22 protein-coding genes, 1 other RNA gene and 2 pseudogenes are annotated in these 23,777 nt (G+C 73.2%); 11 read left to right on the top strand and 14 right to left on the bottom strand.

Annotated elements, in window-relative coordinates; all coding sequences use genetic code 11:
- Nucleotides 1–14: 14 nt before the first annotated feature.
- The 3 genes from AB0J21_RS14380 to AB0J21_RS14370 are packed head-to-tail and all read right to left on the bottom strand — an operon-like array spanning nt 15 to nt 2,868.
- A complete protein-coding gene (locus tag AB0J21_RS14380; protein WP_363146207.1) occupies nt 15–1,169 on the bottom strand; it encodes a histidine kinase in 1,155 nt (384 codons plus the stop codon).
- Nucleotides 1,170–1,180: 11 nt separating this feature from the next.
- Nucleotides 1,181–1,900: an ABC transporter permease gene (locus AB0J21_RS14375; RefSeq protein WP_363146206.1), complete on the bottom strand. Its 720-nt coding sequence runs from the start codon at nt 1,898–1,900 to the stop codon at nt 1,181–1,183.
- Complete coding sequence (locus AB0J21_RS14370; RefSeq protein WP_363146205.1) at nt 1,900–2,868, bottom strand: ABC transporter ATP-binding protein; 969 nt, start codon at nt 2,866–2,868, stop codon at nt 1,900–1,902. Before AB0J21_RS14370 ends, AB0J21_RS14375 begins: the two co-directional genes overlap by 1 nt.
- A gap of 143 nt (nt 2,869–3,011) precedes the next feature.
- On the opposite strand from AB0J21_RS14370, the gene AB0J21_RS14365 reads away from it, so the two are divergent.
- Entirely contained in the window at nt 3,012–3,950 is a 939-nt protein-coding gene (locus AB0J21_RS14365; protein WP_363146204.1) for a MaoC/PaaZ C-terminal domain-containing protein, read from the top strand.
- A 98-nt stretch (nt 3,951–4,048) separates the two neighbouring features.
- Here AB0J21_RS14365 and AB0J21_RS14360 read toward each other — a convergent pair whose 3' ends face one another.
- Complete coding sequence (locus AB0J21_RS14360) at nt 4,049–4,246, bottom strand: hypothetical protein (protein WP_363146203.1); 198 nt, start codon at nt 4,244–4,246, stop codon at nt 4,049–4,051.
- Nucleotides 4,247–5,249: 1,003 nt separating this feature from the next.
- A pseudogene (locus tag AB0J21_RS14355) lies at nt 5,250–6,362 on the bottom strand (hypothetical protein); the annotation flags it as partial.
- 228 nt (nt 6,363–6,590) lie between these two features.
- Between AB0J21_RS14355 and AB0J21_RS14350 the strand changes: the two are divergent.
- The 4 genes and pseudogenes from AB0J21_RS14350 to AB0J21_RS14335 all read left to right on the top strand — a co-directional run.
- Entirely contained in the window at nt 6,591–7,652 is a 1,062-nt protein-coding gene (locus AB0J21_RS14350) for an iron-siderophore ABC transporter substrate-binding protein (RefSeq protein WP_363146202.1), read from the top strand.
- 198 nt (nt 7,653–7,850) lie between these two features.
- Nucleotides 7,851–8,690, top strand: coding sequence for a Nif3-like dinuclear metal center hexameric protein (locus AB0J21_RS14345; protein ID WP_363146201.1), 840 nt, complete (start codon nt 7,851–7,853; stop codon nt 8,688–8,690).
- On the top strand, nt 8,687–9,430 hold the full coding sequence (locus AB0J21_RS14340; RefSeq protein WP_363146259.1) for a C4-type zinc ribbon domain-containing protein: 744 nt from the start codon (nt 8,687–8,689) through the stop codon (nt 9,428–9,430). Before AB0J21_RS14345 ends, AB0J21_RS14340 begins: the two co-directional genes overlap by 4 nt.
- A gap of 35 nt (nt 9,431–9,465) precedes the next feature.
- Nucleotides 9,466–10,146, top strand: a pseudogene (locus AB0J21_RS14335) (histidine phosphatase family protein); the annotation flags it as partial.
- A gap of 55 nt (nt 10,147–10,201) precedes the next feature.
- Here AB0J21_RS14335 and eda read toward each other — a convergent pair.
- The 3 genes from eda to AB0J21_RS14320 all read right to left on the bottom strand — a co-directional run bounded on the left by eda (nt 10,202) and on the right by AB0J21_RS14320 (nt 12,685).
- Nucleotides 10,202–10,861 carry a bifunctional 4-hydroxy-2-oxoglutarate aldolase/2-dehydro-3-deoxy-phosphogluconate aldolase gene (eda, locus tag AB0J21_RS14330; RefSeq protein WP_363146200.1) on the bottom strand — a complete coding sequence of 220 codons (660 nt, stop codon included), beginning with the start codon at nt 10,859–10,861 and terminating at the stop codon, nt 10,202–10,204.
- Between the two features lie 113 nt (nt 10,862–10,974).
- The gene (gene yaaA / locus AB0J21_RS14325; RefSeq protein WP_363146199.1) at nt 10,975–11,775 is read right to left on the bottom strand and encodes a peroxide stress protein YaaA; all 801 of its coding nucleotides are present in this window, start codon (nt 11,773–11,775) and stop codon (nt 10,975–10,977) included.
- A 94-nt stretch (nt 11,776–11,869) separates the two neighbouring features.
- A complete protein-coding gene (locus AB0J21_RS14320) occupies nt 11,870–12,685 on the bottom strand; it encodes an SAM-dependent methyltransferase (RefSeq protein WP_363146198.1) in 816 nt (271 codons plus the stop codon).
- A 150-nt stretch (nt 12,686–12,835) separates the two neighbouring features.
- Between AB0J21_RS14320 and rnpB the strand changes: the two genes are divergently transcribed.
- Nucleotides 12,836–13,237, top strand: an RNA gene (gene rnpB / locus AB0J21_RS14315) — RNase P RNA component class A.
- A 437-nt stretch (nt 13,238–13,674) separates the two neighbouring features.
- Here rnpB and AB0J21_RS14310 read toward each other — a convergent pair.
- Together AB0J21_RS14310 and AB0J21_RS14305 are read right to left on the bottom strand one after the other, a co-directional pair.
- Nucleotides 13,675–14,160, bottom strand: a complete 486-nt coding sequence (locus AB0J21_RS14310) for a hypothetical protein (RefSeq protein WP_363146197.1) — start codon at nt 14,158–14,160, stop codon at nt 13,675–13,677.
- Between the two features lie 75 nt (nt 14,161–14,235).
- Nucleotides 14,236–15,495 (bottom strand): helix-turn-helix domain-containing protein, encoded by a 1,260-nt coding sequence (locus AB0J21_RS14305; RefSeq protein WP_363146196.1) that lies wholly within the window; start codon nt 15,493–15,495, stop codon nt 14,236–14,238.
- A 340-nt stretch (nt 15,496–15,835) separates the two neighbouring features.
- On the opposite strand from AB0J21_RS14305, the gene AB0J21_RS14300 reads away from it, so the two are divergent.
- Both AB0J21_RS14300 and AB0J21_RS14295 read left to right on the top strand, forming a co-directional pair.
- Entirely contained in the window at nt 15,836–16,063 is a 228-nt protein-coding gene (locus AB0J21_RS14300) for a hypothetical protein (RefSeq protein WP_363146195.1), read from the top strand.
- Nucleotides 16,048–16,281 (top strand): hypothetical protein, encoded by a 234-nt coding sequence (locus tag AB0J21_RS14295; protein ID WP_363146194.1) that lies wholly within the window; start codon nt 16,048–16,050, stop codon nt 16,279–16,281. Before AB0J21_RS14300 ends, AB0J21_RS14295 begins: the two co-directional genes overlap by 16 nt.
- A gap of 438 nt (nt 16,282–16,719) precedes the next feature.
- On the opposite strand, the gene AB0J21_RS14290 is transcribed toward AB0J21_RS14295, so the two are convergent.
- From AB0J21_RS14290 to AB0J21_RS14280, 3 genes are all read right to left on the bottom strand, one after another.
- The gene (locus tag AB0J21_RS14290) at nt 16,720–17,241 is read right to left on the bottom strand and encodes an NUDIX hydrolase (protein WP_363146193.1); all 522 of its coding nucleotides are present in this window, start codon (nt 17,239–17,241) and stop codon (nt 16,720–16,722) included.
- A gap of 100 nt (nt 17,242–17,341) precedes the next feature.
- Complete coding sequence (nhaC, locus tag AB0J21_RS14285) at nt 17,342–18,823, bottom strand: Na+/H+ antiporter NhaC (RefSeq protein WP_363146192.1); 1,482 nt, start codon at nt 18,821–18,823, stop codon at nt 17,342–17,344.
- A gap of 211 nt (nt 18,824–19,034) precedes the next feature.
- On the bottom strand, nt 19,035–19,709 hold the full coding sequence (locus tag AB0J21_RS14280) for a GntR family transcriptional regulator (protein WP_363146191.1): 675 nt from the start codon (nt 19,707–19,709) through the stop codon (nt 19,035–19,037).
- A 170-nt stretch (nt 19,710–19,879) separates the two neighbouring features.
- Here AB0J21_RS14280 and AB0J21_RS14275 point away from each other — a divergent pair, with 170 nt between their 5' ends.
- The gene (locus AB0J21_RS14275) at nt 19,880–20,827 is read left to right on the top strand and encodes an asparaginase (RefSeq protein ID WP_363146190.1); all 948 of its coding nucleotides are present in this window, start codon (nt 19,880–19,882) and stop codon (nt 20,825–20,827) included.
- A 120-nt stretch (nt 20,828–20,947) separates the two neighbouring features.
- Nucleotides 20,948–21,337 (top strand): hypothetical protein, encoded by a 390-nt coding sequence (locus AB0J21_RS14270; protein ID WP_363146189.1) that lies wholly within the window; start codon nt 20,948–20,950, stop codon nt 21,335–21,337.
- A gap of 188 nt (nt 21,338–21,525) precedes the next feature.
- On the opposite strand, the gene AB0J21_RS14265 is transcribed toward AB0J21_RS14270, so the two are convergent.
- Nucleotides 21,526–21,972: a MarR family transcriptional regulator gene (locus tag AB0J21_RS14265; RefSeq protein ID WP_363146188.1), complete on the bottom strand. Its 447-nt coding sequence runs from the start codon at nt 21,970–21,972 to the stop codon at nt 21,526–21,528.
- 183 nt (nt 21,973–22,155) lie between these two features.
- Here AB0J21_RS14265 and AB0J21_RS14260 point away from each other — a divergent pair, with 183 nt between their 5' ends.
- Nucleotides 22,156–23,616: an MFS transporter gene (locus tag AB0J21_RS14260; protein WP_363146187.1), complete on the top strand. Its 1,461-nt coding sequence runs from the start codon at nt 22,156–22,158 to the stop codon at nt 23,614–23,616.
- Nucleotides 23,617–23,777: the final 161 nt, after the last annotated feature.

Below are 23,777 nucleotides of genomic sequence, written 5' to 3'. Positions count from 1 at the left end.
CGTCACGCTCCCGCTCACGTCTTCTCCCGCGCGGGTTCCGGCTCCTCGTACGGGAGTTCCGCGCGCACCCGGAAGCCCCGGCGCGGTCCCGGGCCCGCCGTGAGCGCGCCGCCCGCCGCCGCGAGCCGTTCCCCGAGGCCCTTCAGACCACTGCCCGCCGGCCCCTGCGCACAGCCCCGCCCGTCGTCGCTCACCTCCAGCACCGCGCGGCCCCCGGCCACCGTCACCTCGAACACGCACTCCGAGGCGCCCGCGTGCCGCACCACGTTCGTCGCCGACTCCCGCACCACCCAGCCCAGCAGGACCGCCGTCTGCGCGGGCAGCGGCGGCCCCGACTGCCGTACGACGGGCTCCACGCCCGCCGAGGCGAGCGCGTCCCTGGCCCGGTCCAGCTCCGTCACCAGACTGCTCTCCCGGTAGCCGGTGACGGCCTCCCTGATCTCGGTGAGCGCCTGCCGGCCCACCGACTCGATGTCCCCGACCTGCGCGAGCGCCGCGTCCAAGTCGCGCGGCGCGAGCCGGCGGGCCGCCTCCGACTTCACGACGATCACCGACAGCGTGTGCCCGAGCAGATCGTGCAGATCCCGCGAGAAGCGCAGCCGCTCCCGCTCCACCGCCGCACGCGCCAGCTCCTGACGCGTGGACCGCAACTCCGTCACCGTCTCCGACAGCGACAGGATCGTCGAGGTCACCAGGCCCGACAGGAAGGTCCCGTAGCCGATGCTCACCGCCTCCCACGCGTCGCCGTGCACCGCCGCGAGCGCCGAACCGGCGATGCTCAGCACGAGCAGCGTGATCCCGAGCCCGCGGCCCCGCAGCACCGTCCCCAGCGCGAGCGCGAGCAACGGGACGAACACCAGCCAGCTGCTCCCGAAGCCCACCGACACGATCGCCGTGACCACCGTCAGCGCGCAGATCAGGTACAGCGTCGTCCGGCTCGTCCGCGCCCGCTCGTCGAAGGCGCGGAACACCACCGCGACGTACAGGGAGTTGAAGGCCAGCAGCAGAGCCCCGCCCAGCCACGGGTTCGGCGAGTCGCCCTGCACCAGGTTGGAGAAGGCCCCCGCGCCCAGGATCAGCCAGGGCAGGAAGGCGTACGGGCTGCGCGGACCGGGCCGCTCCTCCGCCTTCGCCCGTCCGCAGTCCGCCCCCTCCCGCCGCCGCGGCACGCCCGGCGCCCTCACAGCGTGCGCGCCGACCTGCGGTACGCGTACGTCGCGTACAGGGCGAACACGAGCAGCCAGGCCAGCAGCACCGTCACCGTCAGCATGCCCGGCGCCGAACCGGTCGTCGTCGACCAGCCGAGATCCGCGAAGCGGCTCGCCGGCGTGTACTGGGAGACCGAACGCAGCCAGCCCGGGAAGGCGTCCGCCGGGAACCACAGCCCGCCGACCACCGCGAGCCCCAGGTTGCACGCGACGTTCACGACCCCTGTCGTCTGCGCCGACAGCCGGTAGCCGTTGCCGATGCCGAGCAGGGTGAAGGGCAGCGCGCCCAGCCACAGCAGCAGCCCGAGCACCGGCCACTGCCACAGCGCCATCCGCACCCCGTTGACCAGACCGCCCGCCGCGAGCACCGCGAGGATCGCCGGGAGCACCGTCACCGAACCGGTCAGGGCCCTCCCCAGCACCACCGCGCGCGGCGAGAGCGGGGTCACCCGCAACTGGTGCAGCCAGCCGATGGACTTGTCCTCCGAGACGCCCGTCCCGGTACCGAGGGCGGCGCCCAGCGCCCCGTAGGCCGCCATCCCCACCATGGAGGCCGTCTTCCACTCCCCGTCACTGCCCTCCCCGAGGTTGGTGAACAGCAGGTACATCAGCACCGGCATCCCCACCCCGAAGATCACGAAGCCCTTGTCCCGCAGGGCGCGGCGCACCTCAAGACGTACGTAGCCGAACATCAGACGGTCTCCTTCTCGGACGGGTGCGCGGGCAGGTTCCCGGCGAGGCGGGCGGCGGGGGCGGTGGCGCCGGGCGGCGTGGTGAGCGCGAGGAACGCGTCCTCCAGCGAGGCCGGGTGGACTTCGAGCCGCCGCACCGCACCGAGACCGGCGAGCGCCACGACCGTCGCGTCCGGGTCCGCCGACCGCAGCCGCGCCCGGTCCCCGCGGATCTCCACCGACGTCACGCCCGGCAGCTCCGCGAGCCCCTCGCTGCCGCGTCCCGCGAGATCGAAGGCGACCAGCGCCCCGCCCGCCGCGGCCCGCAGGGTGTCGCCGCTGCCGTCCGCGACGACCCGGCCCCGGTCCACGACCACGATGCGGTCCGCGTACGCGTCGGCCTCCTCCAGGTAGTGCGTCGAGAACAGCACGGTGTGCCCGCGCCGCGCGTAGGCCCGCATCGAGGTCCAGAACGCGCGCCGCGCGTCGACGTCGAGCGCGGCCGTCGGCTCGTCCAGCACGAGCAGCGCCGGGTCCCCCACGAGCGCCACCGCGAACCGCACCCGCTGCGACTGCCCGCCCGACAGCTTGTCGACCCGCCGCCGCGCGAGCTCGGCTATGCCCGCCAGCCGCAGGGCCTCGGCCGGCTCCATCGGCGCCGGGTACGTGCCCGCGACGAAGTCCAGCAGTTCGCCGACCGTCACCCGCGGCACCGGCCGCCCCTCCTGGAGCATGGCCCCGACCAGGCCCGCGCCGACCGCCGCCGCCGGGGTGCGCCCGAACAGCGACACCGTCCCCGCGTCGGGCTCGTTCAGGCCCAGCAGCAGCGAGATCGTCGTCGACTTGCCCGCGCCGTTGCGGCCGAGCAGCGCGACCGTCTCCCCGCGCCCGATCTCCAGATCCATCCCGTCCACGGCCCGTACCGCACCGAACTTCTTGACCGCCCCCGTGAAGGCGACCGCCGTGGCGCCGCCTCGTGTCTTCGTCATGCCCCGACCCTAAGGACTGGGAGCGTCCCGCCAGTAGAGGCGCTTGTACGGTCTGCGGCAGGACAAATGTCATGGGTGCCCGGGGGCGGCGCACCGGCCGCCCCGGCGCCCCGTGACGGTCAACGCCGAGGAGCCGCCCGCCCATGCCTTCCCCCGTCGACCCCGGCCGCGTCCTCGCCGCCGCGCCCCGCGAGCGCACCGTCCGCTGGGGACACAAGGACGTCCTGCTCTACCACCTCGGCCTCGGCGCCGGTCCCGGGCAGCCGCACTGGACCCTGGAGGACCGGCTGCGGGTCCTGCCCTCCTTCGCGACCGTCGCCGGCGGCGTCGACGTCCTGGGCGCGCTCGACGTACCCGGCCTCGACCTCGACCTCGCCCGGGTCCTGCACGGTTCCCAGGACGTCGAGCTCCACCGGCCACTGCCCGCCGCCGGGACGGCCCGCACCCGCACCCGGATCACCGGGGTCCACGACAAGGGGACGGCCGCCGTGTTCGGCGTGCGCACCGAGGCCACCGACGCCACCGGGCCGCTGTGGACGGCCCGCTCCCGGCTCTTCGCCCGCGGGGCCGGCGGCTTCGGCGGCGACCGCGGCCCCGCCCACCGCGCCTGCCCGCCCCCTCGGCGCGCACCCGACGCCGTACGGTCACTCGCCGTACGGGAGGACGCGGCGCTCCTGTACCGGCTCAGCGGCGACTGGAACCCTCTGCACGCCGATCCCGCGTACGCCGCCCGCGCCGGTTTCGGCCGCCCCGTCCTCCAGGGCCTGTGCACCTACGGCATGACCCTGCGCTGCCTCGTCGACACCCTGCTCGCGGGGCGGCCCGAAGGGGTACGGCGCTACGCGGCACGCTTCACCGGCGTCGTGTACCCGGGGGAGCACCTGCACGTGCGGATGTGGCGGGTCACCGGGCCGGGGCCGGAAACCGGGCCCCGTACGGAGCCGGGGACGGGAGCGGACACCGGGGCGACCGGCCGGATCGTCGCCGAGGTGTCGGCCGGCCCGGCGGGGCCCGAGGCGGCAGGTGACGCGGTCCGTCCCGTCCTGGGGGAGGTGCTGCTGGAGCACGGGGCGGGGCGCTGACCGCCGCCGTACGCACGGGAGGGGCCCCGCGACAGTTGCGTCGCGAGGCCCCTCCCGCAGGAACCGGGCCCCGTGGAGCGGACCCGGACGGCGGTCCGTCAGGCGGCCGCCTGCTCCCGCGTGGCACTCTGCTCGCGCCCCGCCGCCTCCACCGGTTTGCGGTGGCGGCCCTGCGAGTGGCGCGCCGCGCCCTCTCCCGGCTGGGAGGAGGCGGGGCCACGATGACGGCCCGGTCCCCCGGTTCCGCCCGCCGTGGTCAACGGCTCCGTGGCGTGCTCGATGCTGGCTTCGGTCATAGGAACGTCACCCCGTAGTACTCGTTCACATGCACAACAGCCCCGGGATTTTCTCACGCCCCGTCAGTCATCTGGTGAGGGGGGCCTCCTGTGCGGGAACGGGCCCGCCATCATCCGCCCCGGACGGGCCCGCGGGCGGGGCGGTGGTCCAGGTGATGCCGGAGGGGTGCTCCTGCGCGGGGCGGCCGCCGGTGGCGGACCGGGAGTCCGGCGGGGTGGCGTTCTCCCGGGCCGCCCTGCCCGTCGTGATCAGCCCGGTCCGCATGGCCGCTCCCGCGAACCGGACCCCGGACGCCAGCGTGGACGGGCCCGCGACCCCGGCGAAACCGGAGACCGCCGTCACCGACAGGGCGAAGGACGTGGGCTGCTCGGGGAGTTGCACTTCGGAGTCCGCGGCCGGGGGCGGCGCCCGGTGCCCCTGCCGCGTCGGCAGGGGCGCGGCCGAGGGGGCCGGCGGGGGTGCGGTCGGCGGCATCGGCTCCTGTGGAGGCCGGCGCGCCTCGGCGGGCGGACGCGCCGGTGCCTCCTGCGTCGCCGCCGCTGTGGCGTCCCCGGTGACGCCGCCGGTGACGTCCGCCGTGACGTCCGCCCCGGCCTCCGCGCGGGCGAGGGGGACCCCGGGGTTCACCCGCGGCAGAGGGCGGGTGGCCGAGTCCGGTACGTCGCTGGTCCGTTCGTGGGTGTGCGGGTGGGGGGCGGCGCCCTGAGCCTGGGGAGGAGTCTCCGGACGCGAGGGGGCTGACGCCGGTGGCGGTACGGATGCCTGTGCCTGTGCTGGTGGTCGCGCGGAGGCCGGTGCCGGTGCCGGGGGCGGCGCGGATGCCGATGGCGGTGCCGTGGGCCCGGTCGACGCACCCTCGGCCTCTTCCCGGTCCCGCTCGCCCCGCGGCTGTGCGCGGTGCTCCGGCGACCGCGCCGGGGCGGTCGCCTCGTGGGCGGTGTCCTCGTGCGCCGCCTCGCCCAGCGCCACCTCGCCGGTCTCCGAACCAGCGGGCCAGGTGACCCGGGCGAGTCCGCAGGAGCCGTCCTCCGTGACCTGCGGCAGCCGCAGCACGCCTTCCCTGGTCCACAGCCCCGAGCCGGTCAGCCAGCCACGCGGCGAGGGCAGTTGATGCAGCTTGCGGCCCGCGGGGCGCCACACGCCGATCCAGCTGCCGCCGGTGACGCCGTCGACGCGGAAGGCCACCGCGCTGTGCTCGGGCAGCAGGTCCTGGCCCGGCTGGATCGCGAAGGGGGTGAGCGCCCGGTCCCCGCCCGCGAGGCACTCGGGGAACCTGACCGGCAGGGAACTGCCCAGCACGCCCCAGGCCAGCCGGTCCTGGCCCGGAGCGTCCGAGCGGATCAGCAGCAGCCCGCTGTCGATGTCGGCGAGCAGCAGCCGGTCGTTGCTCGACTGCGCGATCTGGAGCAGCGGCGACACCTCCCCGCCGCGCTCCAGGTCCACGGCCACCGCCTTGACCACGCCGTCCTCCCCGGCCCGGTCCACCGCCAGCATGCGGCCCGCCCGGTCCAGCCACACCCCGCCCGTGCAGTGACCGGGGATCTCCGCGAGGTGCTCGGGCCCGAAGGCGCCCCCCGCCACGAGCCACACCGAGGTCGAGTGGAGTCCGGGCGCGAGCGCGTAGGCGCGCTGCGCGACCGGGGGCGGCGGCAACAGGGACAGCTGTCCCGGCGAGCCGTCCGCCCGCAGGCACTCGACGGCCCCGAGCGGCAGTTCGCCGGTCTCGGGGCCGGTGGGGTAGAGCAGCGAGAAGAAGTGCGTCGCGTCCGAGGAACGGTGGATCAGCACCCGCCCGTCCGGCATCGGCAGGACCTCCGCCCCGGGCTCCTCGGGGCGGGCCGTGGGCAGCACGACGGCGTACGGCTCGGGGCCGCCGAGCGTCCACCGCTCCGCGTACCGGGATGCGCCGCGCCCGCCCGCGCCGGGCCCGGCACCGCTCTCGGCCGCCCCGCCGGAAACCGGCGCGTTCGCACCCGGCCCGGGCGGCCCGCCGGCCCGGTCCGGAGCGGCTGCCTCCTGCCGGGCGTGCGGGGACGTCACCAGCCGGGCCGCGTACGAACCGTCCGCAGCGATCACGAACCCCGTGCCCCGTCGTGCGGTCTCACTGACCGTCATCGCTCTGTCACCTCCGGCGACGAAGCTAATTACCGCGGGCCCTTTCGGTGGTACGGCACCCGCGACTTCACCCCAACGGGTGGCAATGTCCGAATTCGGCTGAGGGGAGGGGGCCGGGTGTGCTGCGTCGGGGGGCCGGTGTGCCGCGCGATGATCGGCTGCGTAAAGTAAGGCAAACCTAAGTCGCCGCTCGGTGGCGGCTGTGCGAGCCCCCTGGAGTCCCTTCCCATGTCCCCACGCCGTCGCGGCACCGCCGCCGTCTCCCTCGCGGTGGCCGCCGCGCTGTCCCTCGCCGCCTGCTCCAGCGACGAAGGGGGCGACGGCTCCTCCTCGTCCTCCGCGAAGCAGGGCGGCGCCGCGAAGGCGGACGACAGCGGCTCGAAGTCGGTCGCCACCGGTGGCGACGAGTTCGCCACCGCCGCCGCGAAGACCGCGAAGATGGGGACCACCGCGAAGGCCGGCGAGTTCCCCCGTACCGTCGAGCACGCGATGGGGGAGACCACGCTGAAGTCCGCGCCCAAGCGGGTCGTGGTGCTCGACGTCGGCGAGTTCGACAACGTCGTCTCGCTCGGCGTCAAGCCGGTCGGCTACGCGCAGACCGACGGGTCCGCGATCCCGTCCTACCTCAAGAAGGACGCGGGCAGCCCCAAGAGCGTCGGGCAGCTCAACAGCCTGAACCTGGAGGCCATCGCCAACCTCCACCCCGACCTCATCCTGGGCAGCCAGCTGCGCGCCGCCAAGCTCTACCCGCAGCTCTCGAAGATCGCGCCCACCGTGTTCTCCATCCGCCCGGGCTTCACCTGGAAGGAGAACTACCTGCTCAACGCCTCGGCGCTGGACAAGACCGCCGAGGCCAGGGCCGAACTCGCCGCGTACGACGAGCACGCCGCGAAGGTCGGCAAGGCGATCGGTCCCGACAAGCCGACCGTCACGATGCTGCGCTACATGCCCGACCGCGTACGCCTCTACGGACAGGCCTCGTTCATCGGGACGATCCTCAAGGACGTCGGGGTGCCCCGCCCCAAGAACCAGCGGATCGACGAGCTGGCCACCGAGATCAGCCCCGAGAAGATCGACTCCGCCGACGCCGACTGGATCTTCACCGGCGTCTACGGCGACGCGAGCAAGACCGACCGGGCCAAGGCCGAGGACAACCCGCTCTGGAAGAAGCTGCCCGCCGTCAAGGACGGACAGGCGAAGAACGTCCCGGACGAGACCTGGTACCTCGGCCTCGGCGTGACCGCCGCCAACCTCGTCCTCGACGACCTCCAGGGCTACCTGGCGAAGTAGCGGCGAGCGGGGCCGGACCCCGCGGCCCGGCGTGGACCAGGTTCCCCCGGGCGCGCGGGCGTTCGGCCTGCCGGGAGGTGCGCGTCCCCGGGCGCGCGGGCGTTCGGCTCCCGCGCCCGCCCGTCGCCGTGGGTCGCCCGCCCCTCACCCCCTGTGCGCGACTGCGTCGGCGGGTCCGCTTGCAGGTAGCCTTTCCCCGTGCCACGTCTGTCTGAAGTCATCGCCGCGCTCGACGCCCTCTGGCCGCCGGACCGCGCCGAGTCCTGGGACGCCGTCGGTACGGTGTGCGGGGACCCGGACGCCGAGGTGGACCGGGTGCTGTTCGCCGTCGACCCGGTACGGGCCGTCGCCGAGGAGGCCGTACGGCTCGGGGCCGGGCTGCTCGTCACCCACCACCCGCTGTACCTGCGCGGGACGACGACCGTCGCGGCCGGGACCTTCAAGGGCCGCGTCGTCCACGACCTCATCAAGCACGACGTCGCCCTGCACGTCGCGCACACCAACGCCGACACCGCCGACCCCGGAGTCAGTGACGCGCTCGCCGGGGCGCTCGACCTGCGCGTGCTGCGCCCCCTCGTGCCCGACCCGGGCGACCCCGGGGGCCGGCGCGGACTCGGCAGGATCTGCGAGCCCCGGCAGCCCATGACCCTCGGGGAGTTCGCGCGGCTCGCCGCCCGCAGCCTCCCCGCCACCGCGCAGGGCGTCCGGCTGGCCGGCGACCCCGCCGCACCCGTCCGTACCGTCGCCGTCAGCGGCGGCTCGGGCGACAGCCTGTTCGACGCGGTGCGGGCGAGCGGCGTCGACGCCTTCCTCACCGCCGACCTGCGTCACCACCCGGCCTCGGAAGCCACCCAGCACAGTTCGCTCGGGCTGGTCGACGCCGCTCACTGGGCCACCGAGTGGCCCTGGTGCGAGCAGGCCGCCGCCCAGCTCGACGAGATCTCCGACCGCCACGGCTGGGAGCTGCGCGTGCACGTCTCGAAGACGGTCACCGATCCCTGGTCCACCCACTTCGATTCCACAGGAGCCCCCAACTGAACGCCGCGCCCGCCGACCAGATCCGCCTTCTCGACGTCCAGGCCCTCGACACCCGGCTCGCCCAGCTCGGCCACCGCGCCGAGTCGCTGCCCGAGCACGCCGAGATCGCCGCCCTCACCAAGGACGCCACCCAGCTGCGCGACCTGCTGGTCGCCGCCCGCACCGAGGAGGGCGACACCGCCCGCGAGCAGACCAAGGCCGAGCAGGACGTGGACCAGGTGCGCAAGCGCGCCACCCGCGACCAGCAGCGCCTGGACTCCGGCACCGTCACCTCCCCACGCGACCTGGAGAACATCCAGCGCGAGATCGTGTCCCTCGCCAAGCGCCAGGGCGACCTGGAGGACGTCGTCCTCGAAGTGATGGAGCGCCGCGAGGCCGCCCAGGAGCGGGTCGCCGAACTCACCGACCGGGTCGCCTCCGTCGAGGCCAGGATCCAGGACGCCACCGCGCGCCGCGAGGCCGTCGTCCAGGAGATCGACGCCGAGGCCGCGACCGTCGGCAAGGAGCGCGAGGTCGTCGCCGGCTCGGTCCCCGCCGACCTGCTCAAGCTCTACGAGAAGCTGCGCACCCAGAGCGGCGGTGTGGGCGCCGCCCGCCTGTACCAGCGCCGCTGCGAGGGCTGCCAGCTGGAGCTGAACATCACCGAGGTCAACGAGGTGAAGGCCGCGAGGCCGGACGAGGTCGTGCGCTGCGAGAACTGCCGCCGCATCCTCGTCCGCACCTCCGAGTCGGGGCTGTGAGCGGGGCTCACCCCCGCACCGTCGGCGGGCGCCGCGCGCCCGCCGACCTGGGCACACCCACCACCTTCGTCCTGCTGCGGCACGGCGAGACCGCCCTCACCCCGGAGCGCCGTTTCTCGGGCGGCCGCCCCGGCACCACCGGGCCCGCGCTCTCCCCGGCAGGTCAGGAACAGGCGGCCCGCACCGCCAGGGCACTGGCCCGTCTCCACGGCACCGAAGACGCGGTCGAGGCGATCGTCAGCTCCCCGCTGACCCGCTGCCTCCAGACCGCGCAGGCCGCCGCCGACCTGCTCCACCTGCCCGTGGAGACCGAGGACGGGCTGCGCGAGACCGACTTCGGGCAGTGGGAGGGGCTCACCTTCGCCGAGGCCCGGGACGGCGACCCGGAGGCCTTCCGCGCGTGGCTCGCCGACCCCGGCACCCCACCGCCCGGCGGCGAGAGCTTCACCGCCGTCACCGCCCGCGTCGAGGAGACCCGCGAACGGCTGCGCGCCCGGTACGCGGGCCGCACCGTGCTCCTCGTGACGCACGTGACCCCGGTCAAGACACTCGTACGGCTCGCGCTCGGCGCCCCGCCCCAGTCCCTGTACCGCATGGAGCTGGCCCCGGCCTCACTGTCCCGGCTCGCCTACTGGGCCGACGGCAACGCGAGCCTGCGCGGGTTCAACGACACGCACCACCTGCAACCGGCCGCCGCCGCCCCGCGGACGGGGTGAGCGGCGGCCGGTGTGAGCTGCGGCCGGTGTGAGCGCGACGGGCCGGGGTGACCGGTCAGACCGCGCCCAGCGCCGCGGCCTCGCGCGCCAGGGCCTCGACGCGGCCCCAGTCCTTCGCCGCGATCGCGTCGGCCGGCAGCATCCAGGAACCGCCCACGCAGCCCACGTTGTCCAGCGCGAGGTACTCGGGCGCCGAGGCCAGGTCCACCCCGCCGGTCGGGCAGAACCGCGCCTGCGGCAGCGGGCTCGCGAGCGCCTTGAGGTACGGGGCGCCGCCCGCCGCCCGCGCCGGGAAGAACTTCATCTCCGTCACCCCGCGCTCCAGCAGCGCGACCACCTCGGAGGTCGTCGAGACCCCCGGGAGGAAGGGCACGCCGGACGCCTTCATCGCCTCCAGCAGCGTGTCCGTCCACCCCGGGCTCACCAGGAAGCGCGCGCCCGCCCGCACCGAGGCGTCCACGTTCTCGGGGGAGATGACCGTCCCCGCGCCCACGACCGCCTCCGGCACCCGCTGCGCGATCTCCCGTATCGCGTCCAGCGCGACCGGCGTGCGCAGGGTCACCTCGATCGCGGGCAGCCCGCCCGCGACCAGGGCGCGGGCCAGCGGGACCGCGTCCGCGAGATCCTGGACGACGACGACGGGCACGACGGGCGCGAGTTCCAGCACGGAGACGGAGGCCGAGGAGGAGGCGGAGGGGGACGAGGGAGAAGTCATGACCTCATCCTGCCTCGCTGTGTGCGCAGGGCGCAAAGCCCGTTGCGGAGGATGCAACAGGCTGGGGATCCCCCTCAGCACGCGGCGGTCTCCTCCAGCGCGCGGCGGTCAGCTCAGTGCACGTCGGTCACGACGACGTCCAGCGCCCACGGCCCGCCGCCGTCGGCGGGCGCCCCGCCCTCCACGACATGGCCCAGGTCGCGCAGCGCCGTCACGAGTTCGGCGGGCGAGCCGGGCAGCCGGCCGTCCGCGAGCAGGTCCCGCACGATCCGCCCCTTCGTCGCCTTGTTGAAGTGGCTGACCACCGAGCGCCTCTCGACGCCGTCCACCGTGCGCGCGTGCAGCACCCGCACCGTCGCCGTCGCCCCGGCCAGTTCGCCCTTCGGCTTCCACGCGGCGGCGTACGCGGCCGAGCGCAGGTCGAGCACGAGCCCGCCGTCCGCCGCCTCGGGCAGCACCTCGGCCATGACAGGCCGCCAGTACGAGGCGAGCGGACCGGTCCCGGGCAGCTTCACGCCCATCGACAGGCGGTACGAGGGGATGCGGTCGCCCGTGCGGACGGCGCCCCACAGCCCGGAGAACACCAGGAGCGAACGGGCGGCCCGCCGCTTGGCCGCCGCGTCCAGCGAGGCCAGACCGAGAGCGTCGTACAGGACACCCGTGTAGACCCGGCCCGCCGGACGGGTCCCCGCCTCGCGCAGCCCCGCGTTCTTCGCGACCTCGCCACGCAGCCCCTCGCCGATGCCCAGCACCTCGCGCGCCTTGGCCTCGTCCCCGGAGCACAGCTCCACGAGTTCGTCGAGCACGGCGGCGCGGGCCGCGTTCAGCCCGGGCAGCGAGAGCCCCGCGAAATCCACCGGGGCGCCCCGCCCAGCGGCGGCCTTGCCCTCGGACGGCGGCAGCAGTACCAGCACGGTGTTCTCTCTCCTCGGTCACTCGACGGGCCCCGCGCCAGGGTAAGCGAACCGGCGGACCGGCCACGGCGCGAGCCATCGCGTGAACGGCCGGTCACGGCTTGCGTCCCACCGCCACGTAGCCCGGGCTGACGATGTCCTCCTGGCCGGGCACCGGATCTCCCAGCTCGGGATGCCACTTCTCGGCGGCCACGATGCCGGGCCCGGCGACTTCGAGGCCGGTGAAGAACGCGGTGAACTGGTCCCGGGTGCGCGGGACCAGCGTGAGGGTGTTCGCCTTGTAGAGGTCGTCGACCTGCTGCGCCTGCTCCGGGTGGAAGTCGGCGGTCAGGTGCGAGATCGCCAGGTAGCTGCCCGGCGCCAGCATGCCGGTGAGCCGGTCGACCAGCTCGTAGGCGCCGTCCTCGTCACTCACGAAGTGCAGCAGCGCGATCAGCGACAGCGCGACCGGCTGCCCGAAGTCCAGGGTCTTCGTGGCGCGGTCGAGGATGCGGTCCACGTCCCAGGCGTCGGCCTGCACGTAGTCGACGGCGCCCTGAGAGGTTCCCTTCAGCAGGGCCTCCGCGTGGGCCAGCACGATCGGGTCGTGGTCGCAGTAGACGATCCGGGCGTCGGGCGCGGCCGCCTGCGCGACCTGGTGCAGGTTGGGCTCGGTGGGTATCCCCGAGCCGATGTCGAGGAACTGTCGTACGCCGTGGCCGGCCAGCCAGCGGGTCGCGCGGTGCATGAAGGCACGGTTGACCCGCGCCATCACCGGCACCCCGGGCTCGACGGCCACCATCTGCTGCCCCAGCGCCCGGTCCGCCGCGAAGTTGTCCTTCCCGCCGAGGAACCAGTCGTACATCCGCGCGGGGTGCGGCCTACTGGAGTCGACCGCCGCCGCGGTGCCGTCGTTCGCGGGTCCGGGCATGACGAACTCCTCTGTGTGAAGGCGGACTTGAGTGAACGGTCCGCCCACAGGATAGGCAACGGGAGCGCCGGGGACCCGGAGAGCCGAAAGGGAGGGGAGCCGCGCGGGGCGGGGGCCGCGGGGGACCCCGTATCATGGCGGCACGGCAGACGAGCCGGGCGGACGGCCGCGTGAACATCCTCCGGGATGTTCCCGAGGAACGTCCGGACTCCACAGGGCAAGGTGGTGGCTAACGGCCACCCGGGGTGACCCGCGGGACAGTGCCACAGAAAACAGACCGCCGGGGACCTCGGTCCTCGGTAAGGGTGAAACGGTGGTGTAAGAGACCACCAGTGCCCAGGGTGACCTGGGCAGCTAGGTAAACCCCACCTGGAGCAAGGTCAAAAGGGAGCACCCCGGTGCTCCTGCGCGGACGTACGAGGGCTGCCCGCCCGAGTCCGCGGGTAGACCGCACGAGGCCGGCGGCAACGCCGGCCCTAGATGGATGGCCGTCTCCCCGGCCGCCGCGAGGCGCCCGGGCGACAGAATCCGGCGTACAGCCCGACTCGTCTGCCGCTACTCGCTCTGACCAGCGAGTTTACCCTCCCCGCTTTGCTTCGGGATGGGCCTGGGAATTTCCAGGGGATTATCTGTCGCCTCGCTCGTGCGGCGGCGCGCGAACATCGCCTCAAGGGCATCGATGCCCCGGCTGCCGGACCGTGGCATGAAGTGCGCGTGGGTCCGGAGCGTGAAGGCTGGGACACTGTGACCCAGCCCCGCGGCGAGCTGTGTAATTGCCTCACCTTCGGCGAGGGCATAGGAAGCGAACGTGTGGCGCAGGACGTGGAGGCCGTTCTCTCGCGGCATGTTCCACGCCTTCCTCGCCCACGGCTTCTTCCCCACCCCCCACCCCCTGGATGTACTCGACCTCCGGCGGCGGGATAACGCCTGCGCGCACGAGCGCCGGCTTCCCGCGCCTCCTGGACGCGCTGGGGGCTGTGCGCCGCCGGTCAGCCCTGCCGACGAGCCCCCCCGGGCCACACGACTACTACCTCAAGCCCTTCCGCTCGCGCCTGGGCGACCGTGTCTGCTGTGCCGCCGCCCTCGCCCGAGGGAGGAGCGCCGTCCCAAACGGCTACCAGCCGGTCCCCGCGCCTCAGTAGTTCGCCGTTGGCCGCCTCGTAAGCCGTCCGATTCGCCGTGGCATGCGTCATGACGACCACCTCGGAGGCCGCCCGGATCAGACTGTCGAACGTCGCGGCGTGGCCGGGCTTCACCTTCGTCTCCCGGTAGTCCCGAGAAGGCAGCACCACGATCAGTCGGCCACCCGCAGCAAGCAGCTCCTCGGCGAAGAGCGAGTCAGCTCCCGCCGCGATGCATGAGACCCCGACAAGATTTCCCGAGTCCGCTTCGAAGAGACTTTTCAGAGCTGTCCGCACGAGACGCGCCGTATCGTCGGTCAAGTCCATGTGCCCGGTAACGGCATAGGTCGTCACGGCCAGGTCCCCTTTCGTCAGCCCGCCAACAGGCCGCGAATCCTATCCCTCGCCTCACGCAACCCCCGGCTCGCGTCACGCCCCACCGTGTAGGGATAGAGCCCGCTGAGAAGGTCTCTCACACGCTCGGACTGCGTCAGCTCCGCCGCGTCGACCGCAGCGCTGGTCTGCTGGGTCCTGGCGTGCGAGATCGAGCAGACGTCCACCCGTCACGCCGGCCAGCTCCGCCTCGTCGAAGTACGCGATCCAGTACGGAGCGCCCTCCTCTTCGGCCGGCCCGGCGTCCGCCAGCGCTTCAGCGGCCTGCATTGTCGCGCGGCGGAAGGCAGCTACCCGGCCCATCGCGGCATAGGCCCATGCCTCGCGAGTGTGGAGCATCGCCAGAACGCGCGGACCGGCCTTCCCGCGGGCTCCGTCCTGGGCGAGCCGCACGAGTTCCGCCGCATCCTTCGGGCGGCCTCGGTAGAGCATCTGACGGGCCATTCCGGCTAGGATGTTCGTCCCGAACTCCACATCACCGCCAGCGTGGGCGGCCCTCAGCGCCGTCTTGTAGTAGTCCTGCGCGCGGCGCTGCATCCCCGAATCCCACGACATGGTGGCAGCCATCCCCGCAAGCTGAGCCATCACCCGGAACAGCCGTTCCTCGACCGCTGCCGTCTGGTGCTCTTGCAGGGCATCGGCCACCTCCGCGAGCTGGCCGACGACAGCTTTCCTTCGCAGCCCGCCACCGTACTTGTGGTCCCACTGCCTGAAGGTTCGTGCCGCGGCCTCAAGCTCCGCACACTCGCGTATCCCAAGCCGCCCGGCGAGGGTGATCGGCGCAGTCTGCGGGGAATCGACCAGCCACCCTTCCAGAGGCTCCAGTAGAGCGGCGCCACCCACCGCTGCTACGGCCAGCGCCTTCGACGCTGCACGGCGATCAAGCACTAAGTCGCTCCTGGTCAAACGGGCAGCCGTTGCTACCGTGGCGTCGCGGCGCCACGGTAGGTCAGCCTCGTCTTCGTCGCCAGTACGCTCGTCGACCGGTGCCGCCTCATCCTCGGACACAGCTTCCCAGGGGCGAGTGGCAAGGCCGAGCAGGGGGCCAGGTACACGGAGGCCGTCCGCGATGCGGCATACGACCTCGAAGCTTGTGATCTGCTGCGCACCGTTGATGACATTGGAGACCTTCCCCGGCGTCAGCTCGCACGCGGAGGCGATCCGGTTCTGCGAAAGCCCGCCGTGCTGTTTCGCCAGAGCGAAGACGGCCGCGAAGTCGTGTTCCTTGAGGGCGCGACGCATGTCGTCCCGGTCGAGGAGCCCGGGAGGCAGCGGCCCGGTGGTCGTGACGGCCATACAGATCACCTTCAACAGACGGATTAGCGAGACATCCACCGTGCTTAACGAGCGTATTACCGCCTAGGTAACACCCGCCGGTCATCGCACAAACTGCTGCTCACGCCGAAGCTCGGAGAATGACCAGAGCCCAGCAAGTGAGCGATCGGAGTGAGCACCCCGCGCTCCCGCCCCTCGACACCCTGACGCCCCAGCAGGTACGCGGTACCGCCTGCGTCTGGTGCGCCAGCCCCCTGAAGCCCGGTGCCGAGGTCGACCTCGGGGTCCGGCAGCGGCCGCGCGTGACGTACTTCGCCGTCTGGTACCCACGGGCCTGCCGGCCGTGCGCGGGGTCGGCATCATGAGGGCCACCCTCGCTGAGCCTGTCGGCCGGTACGTGCGTCACCTGGCATGGGCCTGGGGCACGGGCATCGTCACGAAGGACCTCGGCGACGGCAAGGTGTACGTCCAGTTCGTCCGCCTCGGCGCCGTCTGCCGGTGCGAGGACCTCGCCCTCGCCTCGCGCGAGGAGATCGCCGCCGCGAAGAGCAGCCTGCCGGAGCGGGGGACGTCATGGCTCGACGTCTGATCCGCCGCATCGCGTGGACCATCGCGGCCGCTGTGGACGAGATGGGCGAGCCGGCTGCGCCCACGCGGCAGACCGGCTGCCGCGACTGCCCTGAGCACTCCGGGCCGGTGAGCCAGCCCGAGGGCGACGAGTGGGCGCTGGAGCACGCGTCCACCACCGGGCACCGGGATTTTGTCGAGATATCGACCGCACGCCTGGCCGCGAGGCCCACCGAGTAGCCCCACCAGCCCCGTCCCGCATGCCACCCCGTCTGCGGGGGCGGGACCCTCGCCCCCGCCGGCATCACCCCGGCCGGGGCGAGGAGCGTCACGGCAGGAGGTCGGCGACCGTGCAGTCCAGGCGTCTGGATCCCAACGGACTCCCGAAAGGGCAGTGAGGGGTTCTCAGGGCGGCCGACGGAAAGGGCGAGGCGCCCGGGCGACAGAATCCGGCGTACAGCCCGACTCGTCTGCCGCTCAGGGTTTCTGATCAGCTGAAGCGCTGGGCAGAGGCCATTTTTCGGGTACTGGTGGAGGGCCTTGCCGGACTCCGGCCCGCCAGTCCCACTGGTGTGCACGGGATCCCGCGACTACGTAGGTGGCCACCGGAGCAGCCATGCCTCGTGAGGCCGGAGCTGGGCGTCCGGTGCGTACGACAGACAGGCGGGGAACTGTCGGTCATCTGAGGGGCGCGCCGTCGTGGAGGTACTGCGGCTGTCCTGCGTCCAGAGCCCTCAAGGCGTGCTCGAACCGGCGCCGGACCCGGTCCCGGAGGCGGCCGGTGGCTTCGGCGGTCGTGACGAAGGCGGCTTCGGACAGTTCGTCGTCTCGTGGCCGTAGCCGGTCCGCCTGTTCCTGATCCAGGGTGCCGCCGTCGAAGACGAAAGCGAGCTGGTCGTCCCAGGGGCCGTGCGGGGCCACCCAGTCCACCACCAGCAGCCTGAGCGGCGTGACGCGCGCGCCGAGCTCCTCCATCAGCTCCCGGCGTACCGCTTCCTCCGGCGGCTCGTTGGCCTCCGCCATCCCGCCGGGCAGGTCCCATCCCGGTTTGTAGGTGGGGTTCACCAGGAGCACACGGCCGGACGGGTCCCTCAGGAGCACATCGGCCGCCACGCGCTTGCGGGCCTGCGTGGCGTTGCCCTCGGCGAGGTACGCGTTCCACGCGTCGGTGTCGGCGGGATCGGGTGCCGTGCGCTTCATGCGGTGGTGCCTTCCGGGGACGGCGGGATCATCGGCCGGCAGGAGCGTGCCATGGGCGGATTCCACCCCCGGCCCCCCGGGCGACGCAACCCCCCACCGCTCACACGGCGGCCTTCACCCGCTCAGCCTCCGCCCTGCGTACCGGTTCCTGGCGGGCTATGCCGATACCGGTGTAGCCGCAGATCACGGCGATGATCACGCCGAAGTAGTTGAGGAAGGCGTAGGGGGCGTACGCCATGGTGGCGACTCCCAGGGTCGTGGACATGTAGGTCGCGGCCTCGGTCCAGGGGACCAGCGGGACGAAGACGGTGCCGGAGTCCTCCAGGGTGCGGGACAGGTTCTTCGGGGCGAGGCCCCGTTCCGGGTAGATGTCGCGGAACGCCTGGCCCGGCACGATGATCGTCAGGTACGAGACGCCCATCGCGAACGCGGTGCCCAGCGAGGACAGCGAGGTCGCCAGGATGATCCCGCCCGTGCGGCGGACCCGGGCGAGCAGCCGGTGCATGAGGACGTCGAGGCAGCCGGTCTCGGTCAGGATGCCGGCGAAGGCGAAGCCGGCGAGGCCGATCAGCATGGTCGAGGTCATCGAGGCCATGCCGCCCCGGTTGAGGAGGGTGCCGGCCGCCGCCGACAGGTGGCCGGGGTCGATACCCCCGTGTCCCTCCAGCATCGAGGTGGTGAAGCCGGTCGAGGCGGAGGCGCATATCTGCTGCAGGGAGAACCCCTGGAAGGCGCCGCCCAGGACCCCAGCGACCGCTGAGGAGGCGATGATGGTCGGCAGCGGCGGCTTCTTCATGATCGCGCCCACCAGGATCACGGCGGGCGGCAGCAGGAGCAGCAGGTTGAAGTGGAAGCCCTGCTCCAGGAGGTTCTGCAGGGACTCGGTGCGCTGCGCGGCCTGCCCGTCGGCGTGCTGGGTGCGGCCCAGGACCAGGTACAGGACGCAGGAGAGCACGGCGGCCGGGCCGGTCGTCCACAGGAGGTGCCGGATGTGCTCGAAGAGAGTCGAACCGGCCACGGCGGGCGCCAGGTTCGTGGTGTCCGACATCGGGGACATCTTGTCGCCGAAGTAGGCGCCCGACACGATGGCGCCCGCCGTCATCGGCAGGGACACACCGAGCCCCCCGGCCACCCCGATCAGGGCGACGCCGACGGTGCCGACGGAGCCCCAGGAGGTGCCGGTCACCGTGGACACGACCATGGTGATCAGGAACGACAGCACCACGATCCACGAGGGCTGGATGGCCTTGAGGCCCCAGTCGACGATCATCGGGATCGTGCCGCTCAGCGTCCACGTGCCGATGAGCATGCCGATGGAGACGAGGATCAGCAGGGCCGGCATCGCGTCGTCGATCTTCGACCGGATACCCGCGAGCATCCGGTCCCAGCCGACACCGAGGCGCCAGGCGATGACGCCGGTGACGGCGCAGGCGGCGACGAGCAGGACCACGGGGTCCAGGTCCAGCCAGACGGTGCCCGTGATCATCAGGGTCAGCATCAGTACCACGGGCAGCGCGGCGACGAACAGCCCGGGAACACGGCGCTCGCGCGGGGGCGGTGCCGCGACGGGGGAGTCGGTCATGGGGGTACTCCAGTGGCCCGGTGGTCGGGCGAGTCGGTACGGGGTGGGAGGGACGGCTGATGCGGGCGTCCGGAGGCGGGAGGGCGTGCGGGGGCGCGCCGTGGCGTGCGGACGCCTGCCGTGGCGGGAGGGAGGAGAGGAGGGGAGCGGTCTCGCGAGCGGACCTCAGTGGCCGGTCGCGGAAGCCGTCACGGGCCGGTCGCGGAAGCCGTCAGGGGCCGGTCGGGGAAGCCCCTCGGCGGTCGGCAAGGGAAGCCGTCATATGGGCCTGTACCTGGTCGAGATGGCCGCGCATCAGTGCGGCGGCCCGCTCGCCGTCGCCGTCCGCGACGGCCTCGGCGATCTCCTCGTGGGCGTCCAGCGAGTCTGCGGTGTGGGCCGCCGGGACGTCCAGCGGGCTGCGCAGCAGGATGATCTGCTGCTGGGCCCGCCACAACTGCTCGGTGACCCGAGGGCTGCGTGCCGTGTCGGTCAGGGTCCGGTGGAAGTCGAGGTCCAGCCGGTGCACGAAGCGCCGCCCGCCCTGGATGGTCCTGCGGGCCCGGGCGCAGGCCGCGCGCAACGCGGTGACGTCCTTGTCGTCGCGACGCTCGGCGGCCATCCGCGCGGCGGCCGTCTCCAGCGCCGTACGCAGTTCGAACAGGGCCCGTACGTCCTCGGGCCCGGCCGCGAAGACGGTGGCCCCCCGGTTGGGCTGATGCACGAGCAGGCCCTCGCTGACGAGCTGGCGCACGGCCTCGCGCAAGGGGCCGCGGCTCGTGCCGAGTTCCCGCGCGAGCACCACCTCGTTGATGCGGGTGCCGGGCGGCAGGTGCCCGCCGAGCAGACGTTCGCGCAGTACCTCGGCGATCTGGACGGCGAGGCCGCGCTGCAGTGTGTCACTCACGGGGCGGTGCCTCCTACGACCGAAGAACTGTTGACAGTCGCCAGTTGACAGGTGCGTTTCCGCAGCTGTCAAGGGGTTCCGGTGCGATCGACGCCACTCTCGACATCCGTCCCCGCGAAGTGATAACTGTCGACAGTTGACTTTTCAGCTGGGAGAGGCGGGCATAACCGATGCACAACGTGGTGGCCGAGGTCTGGCGTGGGGACTTCCTGGAGTCCGTGCACCACGGGACGGTCCTCGCGACCGCCCCGGACGGTTCCGAGACCTTCCGGATCGGGGACGCCGACGCCCCGATGTACCCGCGCTCCTCCAACAAGCCGGTGCAGGCGCTCGGCATGCTCCGGGCCGGTCTGGGGCTGGACGGCGAACTGCTGGCGCTGGCCTGCGCCAGTCACTCGGGGGAGGACGTCCACCTGGAGGGCGTGCGCACGATCCTGGCCGGGGCCGGCCTCGGCACCGAGGCGCTGCGCTGCACGGCGGCCCTGCCGATCGGTGAGGGCGCGCTGCGCGCGTATCTGACCGGTGGCGGGCGGCCCTCGCCGCTGACGATGAACTGCTCGGGCAAGCACGCCGCGATGCTGGCCACCTGCGTGACGAACGGCTGGGACACCGCCGGCTACCTCGACCCCGGGCACCCGCTCCAGGTGCGTCTGCGCGAGACGCTGGAGGAGACGGCGGGGGAGCGGGTCGCCGCCACCGGGATCGACGGCTGCGGCGCCCCGCTCTTCGCGATCAGCCTGCGGGGACTCGCGCGGGCCTTCGGGCGCCTGTCCTCGGCGCCGGAGGGCAGCCTCGAACACCGGGTGGCGCGTGCGATGAACACGTACCCGGGGTACGTCGGCGGCACCGGCCGGGACGTGACCCGGCTCATGAGCGCCCTGCCGGGGGCCGTCGCCAAGGACGGCGCCGAGGGGGTGTACGCGCTCGGCCTGCCCGACGGCTCGGCGGTGGCGCTCAAGATAGCCGACGGCTCCCAGCGGTCCCGTCCCGTGGTGATGGTCGCCGCGCTGCGGCGCCTGGGCGTGGACGTGGACGGCGACGAGACGCTGAGCGCGCTCGCCACCGCCCCGGTCCTCGGCCACGGCGAACCGGTCGGAGCGGTGCGCCCCACGTTCTGACCGGGCCTCAGGGCTGATCCTGACGGGAGCTGCGGACCGGCGCGGGCTTCGGCCCTGCCCTCCGGGAAGCAGCGGGCGCGGCGCCTCGAACGGGAAGCAGCCGTACTCCACGGCCCGTACGTGCACCAGGGCCACATCCGGTTCCTCGAAGGGCGCCGCGAGGGCCCGGTCGAAGCCCGCGTCGCCTCCGCCCGCGCCCCGGCCCTGGCCCTGGCCCGGGCCCGGGCACGCCTCGGCGTGAAGGAACACCGGCCCGGCCTCGTCGTACGCGCCCGTGCGGCGCCGTGCGCCTCCGCCCGGCGGCGCCGTGACCGCGCGCAGGAGGCGAGGGGTCACCCGCTCCCCGGCTTCTACGGGGCGCGGACAGCAGCGCAGGGGACTGCCCACGCAGGCGACGGGAACACCGTCGGCGCTCGCCGTGAACGGGTGCGGCACGCGCCCGGAGTCGTCGGTGACACGCGGTTCTTCGGGCGCGGCGGGCGGCACGGGGAGCGGGCGGCTGGTGCGTGACAGTCATGCGACCGGCCTCGGAAGGCGCGCGCCGAGACGCCGCGGGAATCCGGCGTGGGATTCGGTGAGCGTGCGTGACTCTCCCGGCGGCCGCGAGACCCAGGAGGCCCGAGGGGGGCCAGGGGCCCAGAGACCCGGGAGCCCCAAGGGGTGCGTGGAACCCAGGAGTTCCGGGGTCCGGGCGCCCCTCACTTCCGTGGCCAGGGCCTTCCGTCGAGCTGTTCGATGGAGCGGTTGAGGTGGCTGAGCGCCTCCGCGAGGCCCGCCGCCTCCTGCGGGGTCCAGTCGGACAGGACCTTCGCGAGACCGGTCAGATTCCGCTCGCGGTCGGATTCCAGACGCTCCTGGCCCTCCGCGGTGATGGCGAACTTGCGCGCGATACCGCCCTCCGGGTCGGGGATGCGCTCGACGACGCCGGAGCGCAGCATCGCCGCCGTCTGCCGGTTGAGGGTGGACTGGTCCAGGCCGAAAGCCTCGCTGAGCTGGCCGATGGACATCGGGCCCTCGGCCTCGATGCGGGTGAGCAGGATGTAGGCGCTGCGGTCGAGCCGCCAGTCGGCGCGCGGCGTGATCAGCTGCGAGTACCGGCTGAGCAGCGTGGTCTCCAACTCGATCCGGTCAAGGGGCAGGTCCACGAGGCGTCGTTCCTTCGGCTCCGTACGGGCCGCCCTGAAAGAGGGCCCGCTCAGTCGTGCTTACCGTATCAGGATATGTGTGTATTCTGCACGCACTGTGCATCATGCATATAACCTGTATATTGCACGTGCTGTGCATGATGCGCAGCACCCGTGCCAGCAGATTCCCAGAGGGAGTGCCCCGTGGAAAGTACCGAGCCAGCAGCCCGTGCCGGCGGCGTTGTCGGCATCCTCGCGCTCGGCGGCATCGTGGCGGCGCTCACCCAGACGCTGGTGGTCCCGCTCATCGCGGAGCTGCCCAAGCTGTTCGACACCACCGCCTCGAACGCCTCCTGGGTGATCACCGCCACTCTGCTCGCGGCCGCCGTGGCCACGCCGGTCGCCGGACGGCTCGGGGACATGTACGGCAAGCGGCGCATGCTGCTCGCCTCCCTCGCCCCCCTCGTCCTCGGCTCCGTGGTCTGCGCCCTGTCCACCTCCCTCCTTCCGATGGTCGCCGGACGCGCCCTCCAGGGCCTCGGGATGGGTGTCGTACCGCTCGGCATCAGCCTGCTGCGCGACGTGGTGCCCGCCGAGAAGCTCGGTTCCTCCATCGCGATCATGAGCGCGTCCATGGGGGTCGGCGGCGCGCTCGGCCTGCCGTTCTCCGCGGCCATCGCCGAGAACACCAGCTGGCGCGTCCTGTTCTGGGTCGTCGCCGCCCTGGCCGTCGGTGTCGGTGCGCTCATCGCCGCCCTCGTCCCCGGGGACCACAGCCGTCCCGCGCCCGCCGGGTTCGACCTGCTCGGCGCCTTCGGCCTCGGCGCCGCGCTCGTGTGCCTGCTGCTCGGCGTCTCCAAGGGCGCCGACTGGGGCTGGGGCAGTGGCACCACCCTGGGCCTGCTCGGTGCCGCCGTCGTCCTCCTTCTGGTGTGGGGCTGGTGGGAGCTGCGCATCAAGGACCCGCTGGTCGACCTGCGCGTCACCGCCCGGCCCCAGGTGCTCATGACGAACGTCGCCTCGGTCCTGGTCGGCTTCGCGATGTACGCCCAGTCGCTCGTGGTGCCGCAGCTGCTCCAGCTGCCCAAGGCCACCGGCTACGGACTCGGGCAGTCGATGCTCGCCATGGGCCTGTGGATGGCCCCCGCGGGACTCATGATGATGGTCATGTCGCCCATCGGCGCGAAGCTCTCCGCCGCCAAGGGGCCCAAGGTCACCCTCGCCTTCGGCAGCTTCGTCGTCGCCGTTGGCTACGGACTGTCGGTCCCGATGATCGGCACCGACTCGCCGTGGGGCCTGCTCGTCGTGACCCTCGTCTGCAACTCCGGGGTCGGCTTCGCGTACGGGGCGATGCCGGCGCTCATCATGGGCGCCGTACCCCAGTCGGAGACCGCGTCGGCCAACAGCTTCAACACGCTGATGCGCTCGATCGGCAGCTCCGTCTCGGCGGCCGTGATCGGCGTGGTCCTGGCCCAGCTCACCACCGACTTCGGCGGCTACGCGCTGCCCAGCGAGTCCGGTTTCCGCACCGCCATGCTGATCGGCTGCGGAGTGGGCCTGGTGGCCGCCGTGGTCGCCGCCGTCATCCCCGTCACGGCCACCGCCCCGCGCCCGAGCGCCACACCCGACGCCGCCCCGGAGGACGCCGTCGAGGCCAAGGCCTGACGGCGCCGCAGTCCAGGGAGGACGCCAACTCCCCGGCCCGCCACCTCCCTTGCACCGCCCGGTCGCCGCTCCTCACGGGGAGGGCGGCCGGGCGGCGGCGCGTCCTGCCCCGTCTCGACCGCGCGCGGTCGTACGCCCGTGCGGAGGTGTACGAGGGCGGG

Source organism: Streptomyces sp. NPDC049954, assembly GCF_040656295.1.
GTDB lineage: Bacteria > Actinomycetota > Actinomycetes > Streptomycetales > Streptomycetaceae > Streptomyces.
Note: the sequence above shows the minus strand (reverse complement) of the source record. Positions and strands in the feature narration are given on the sequence as shown.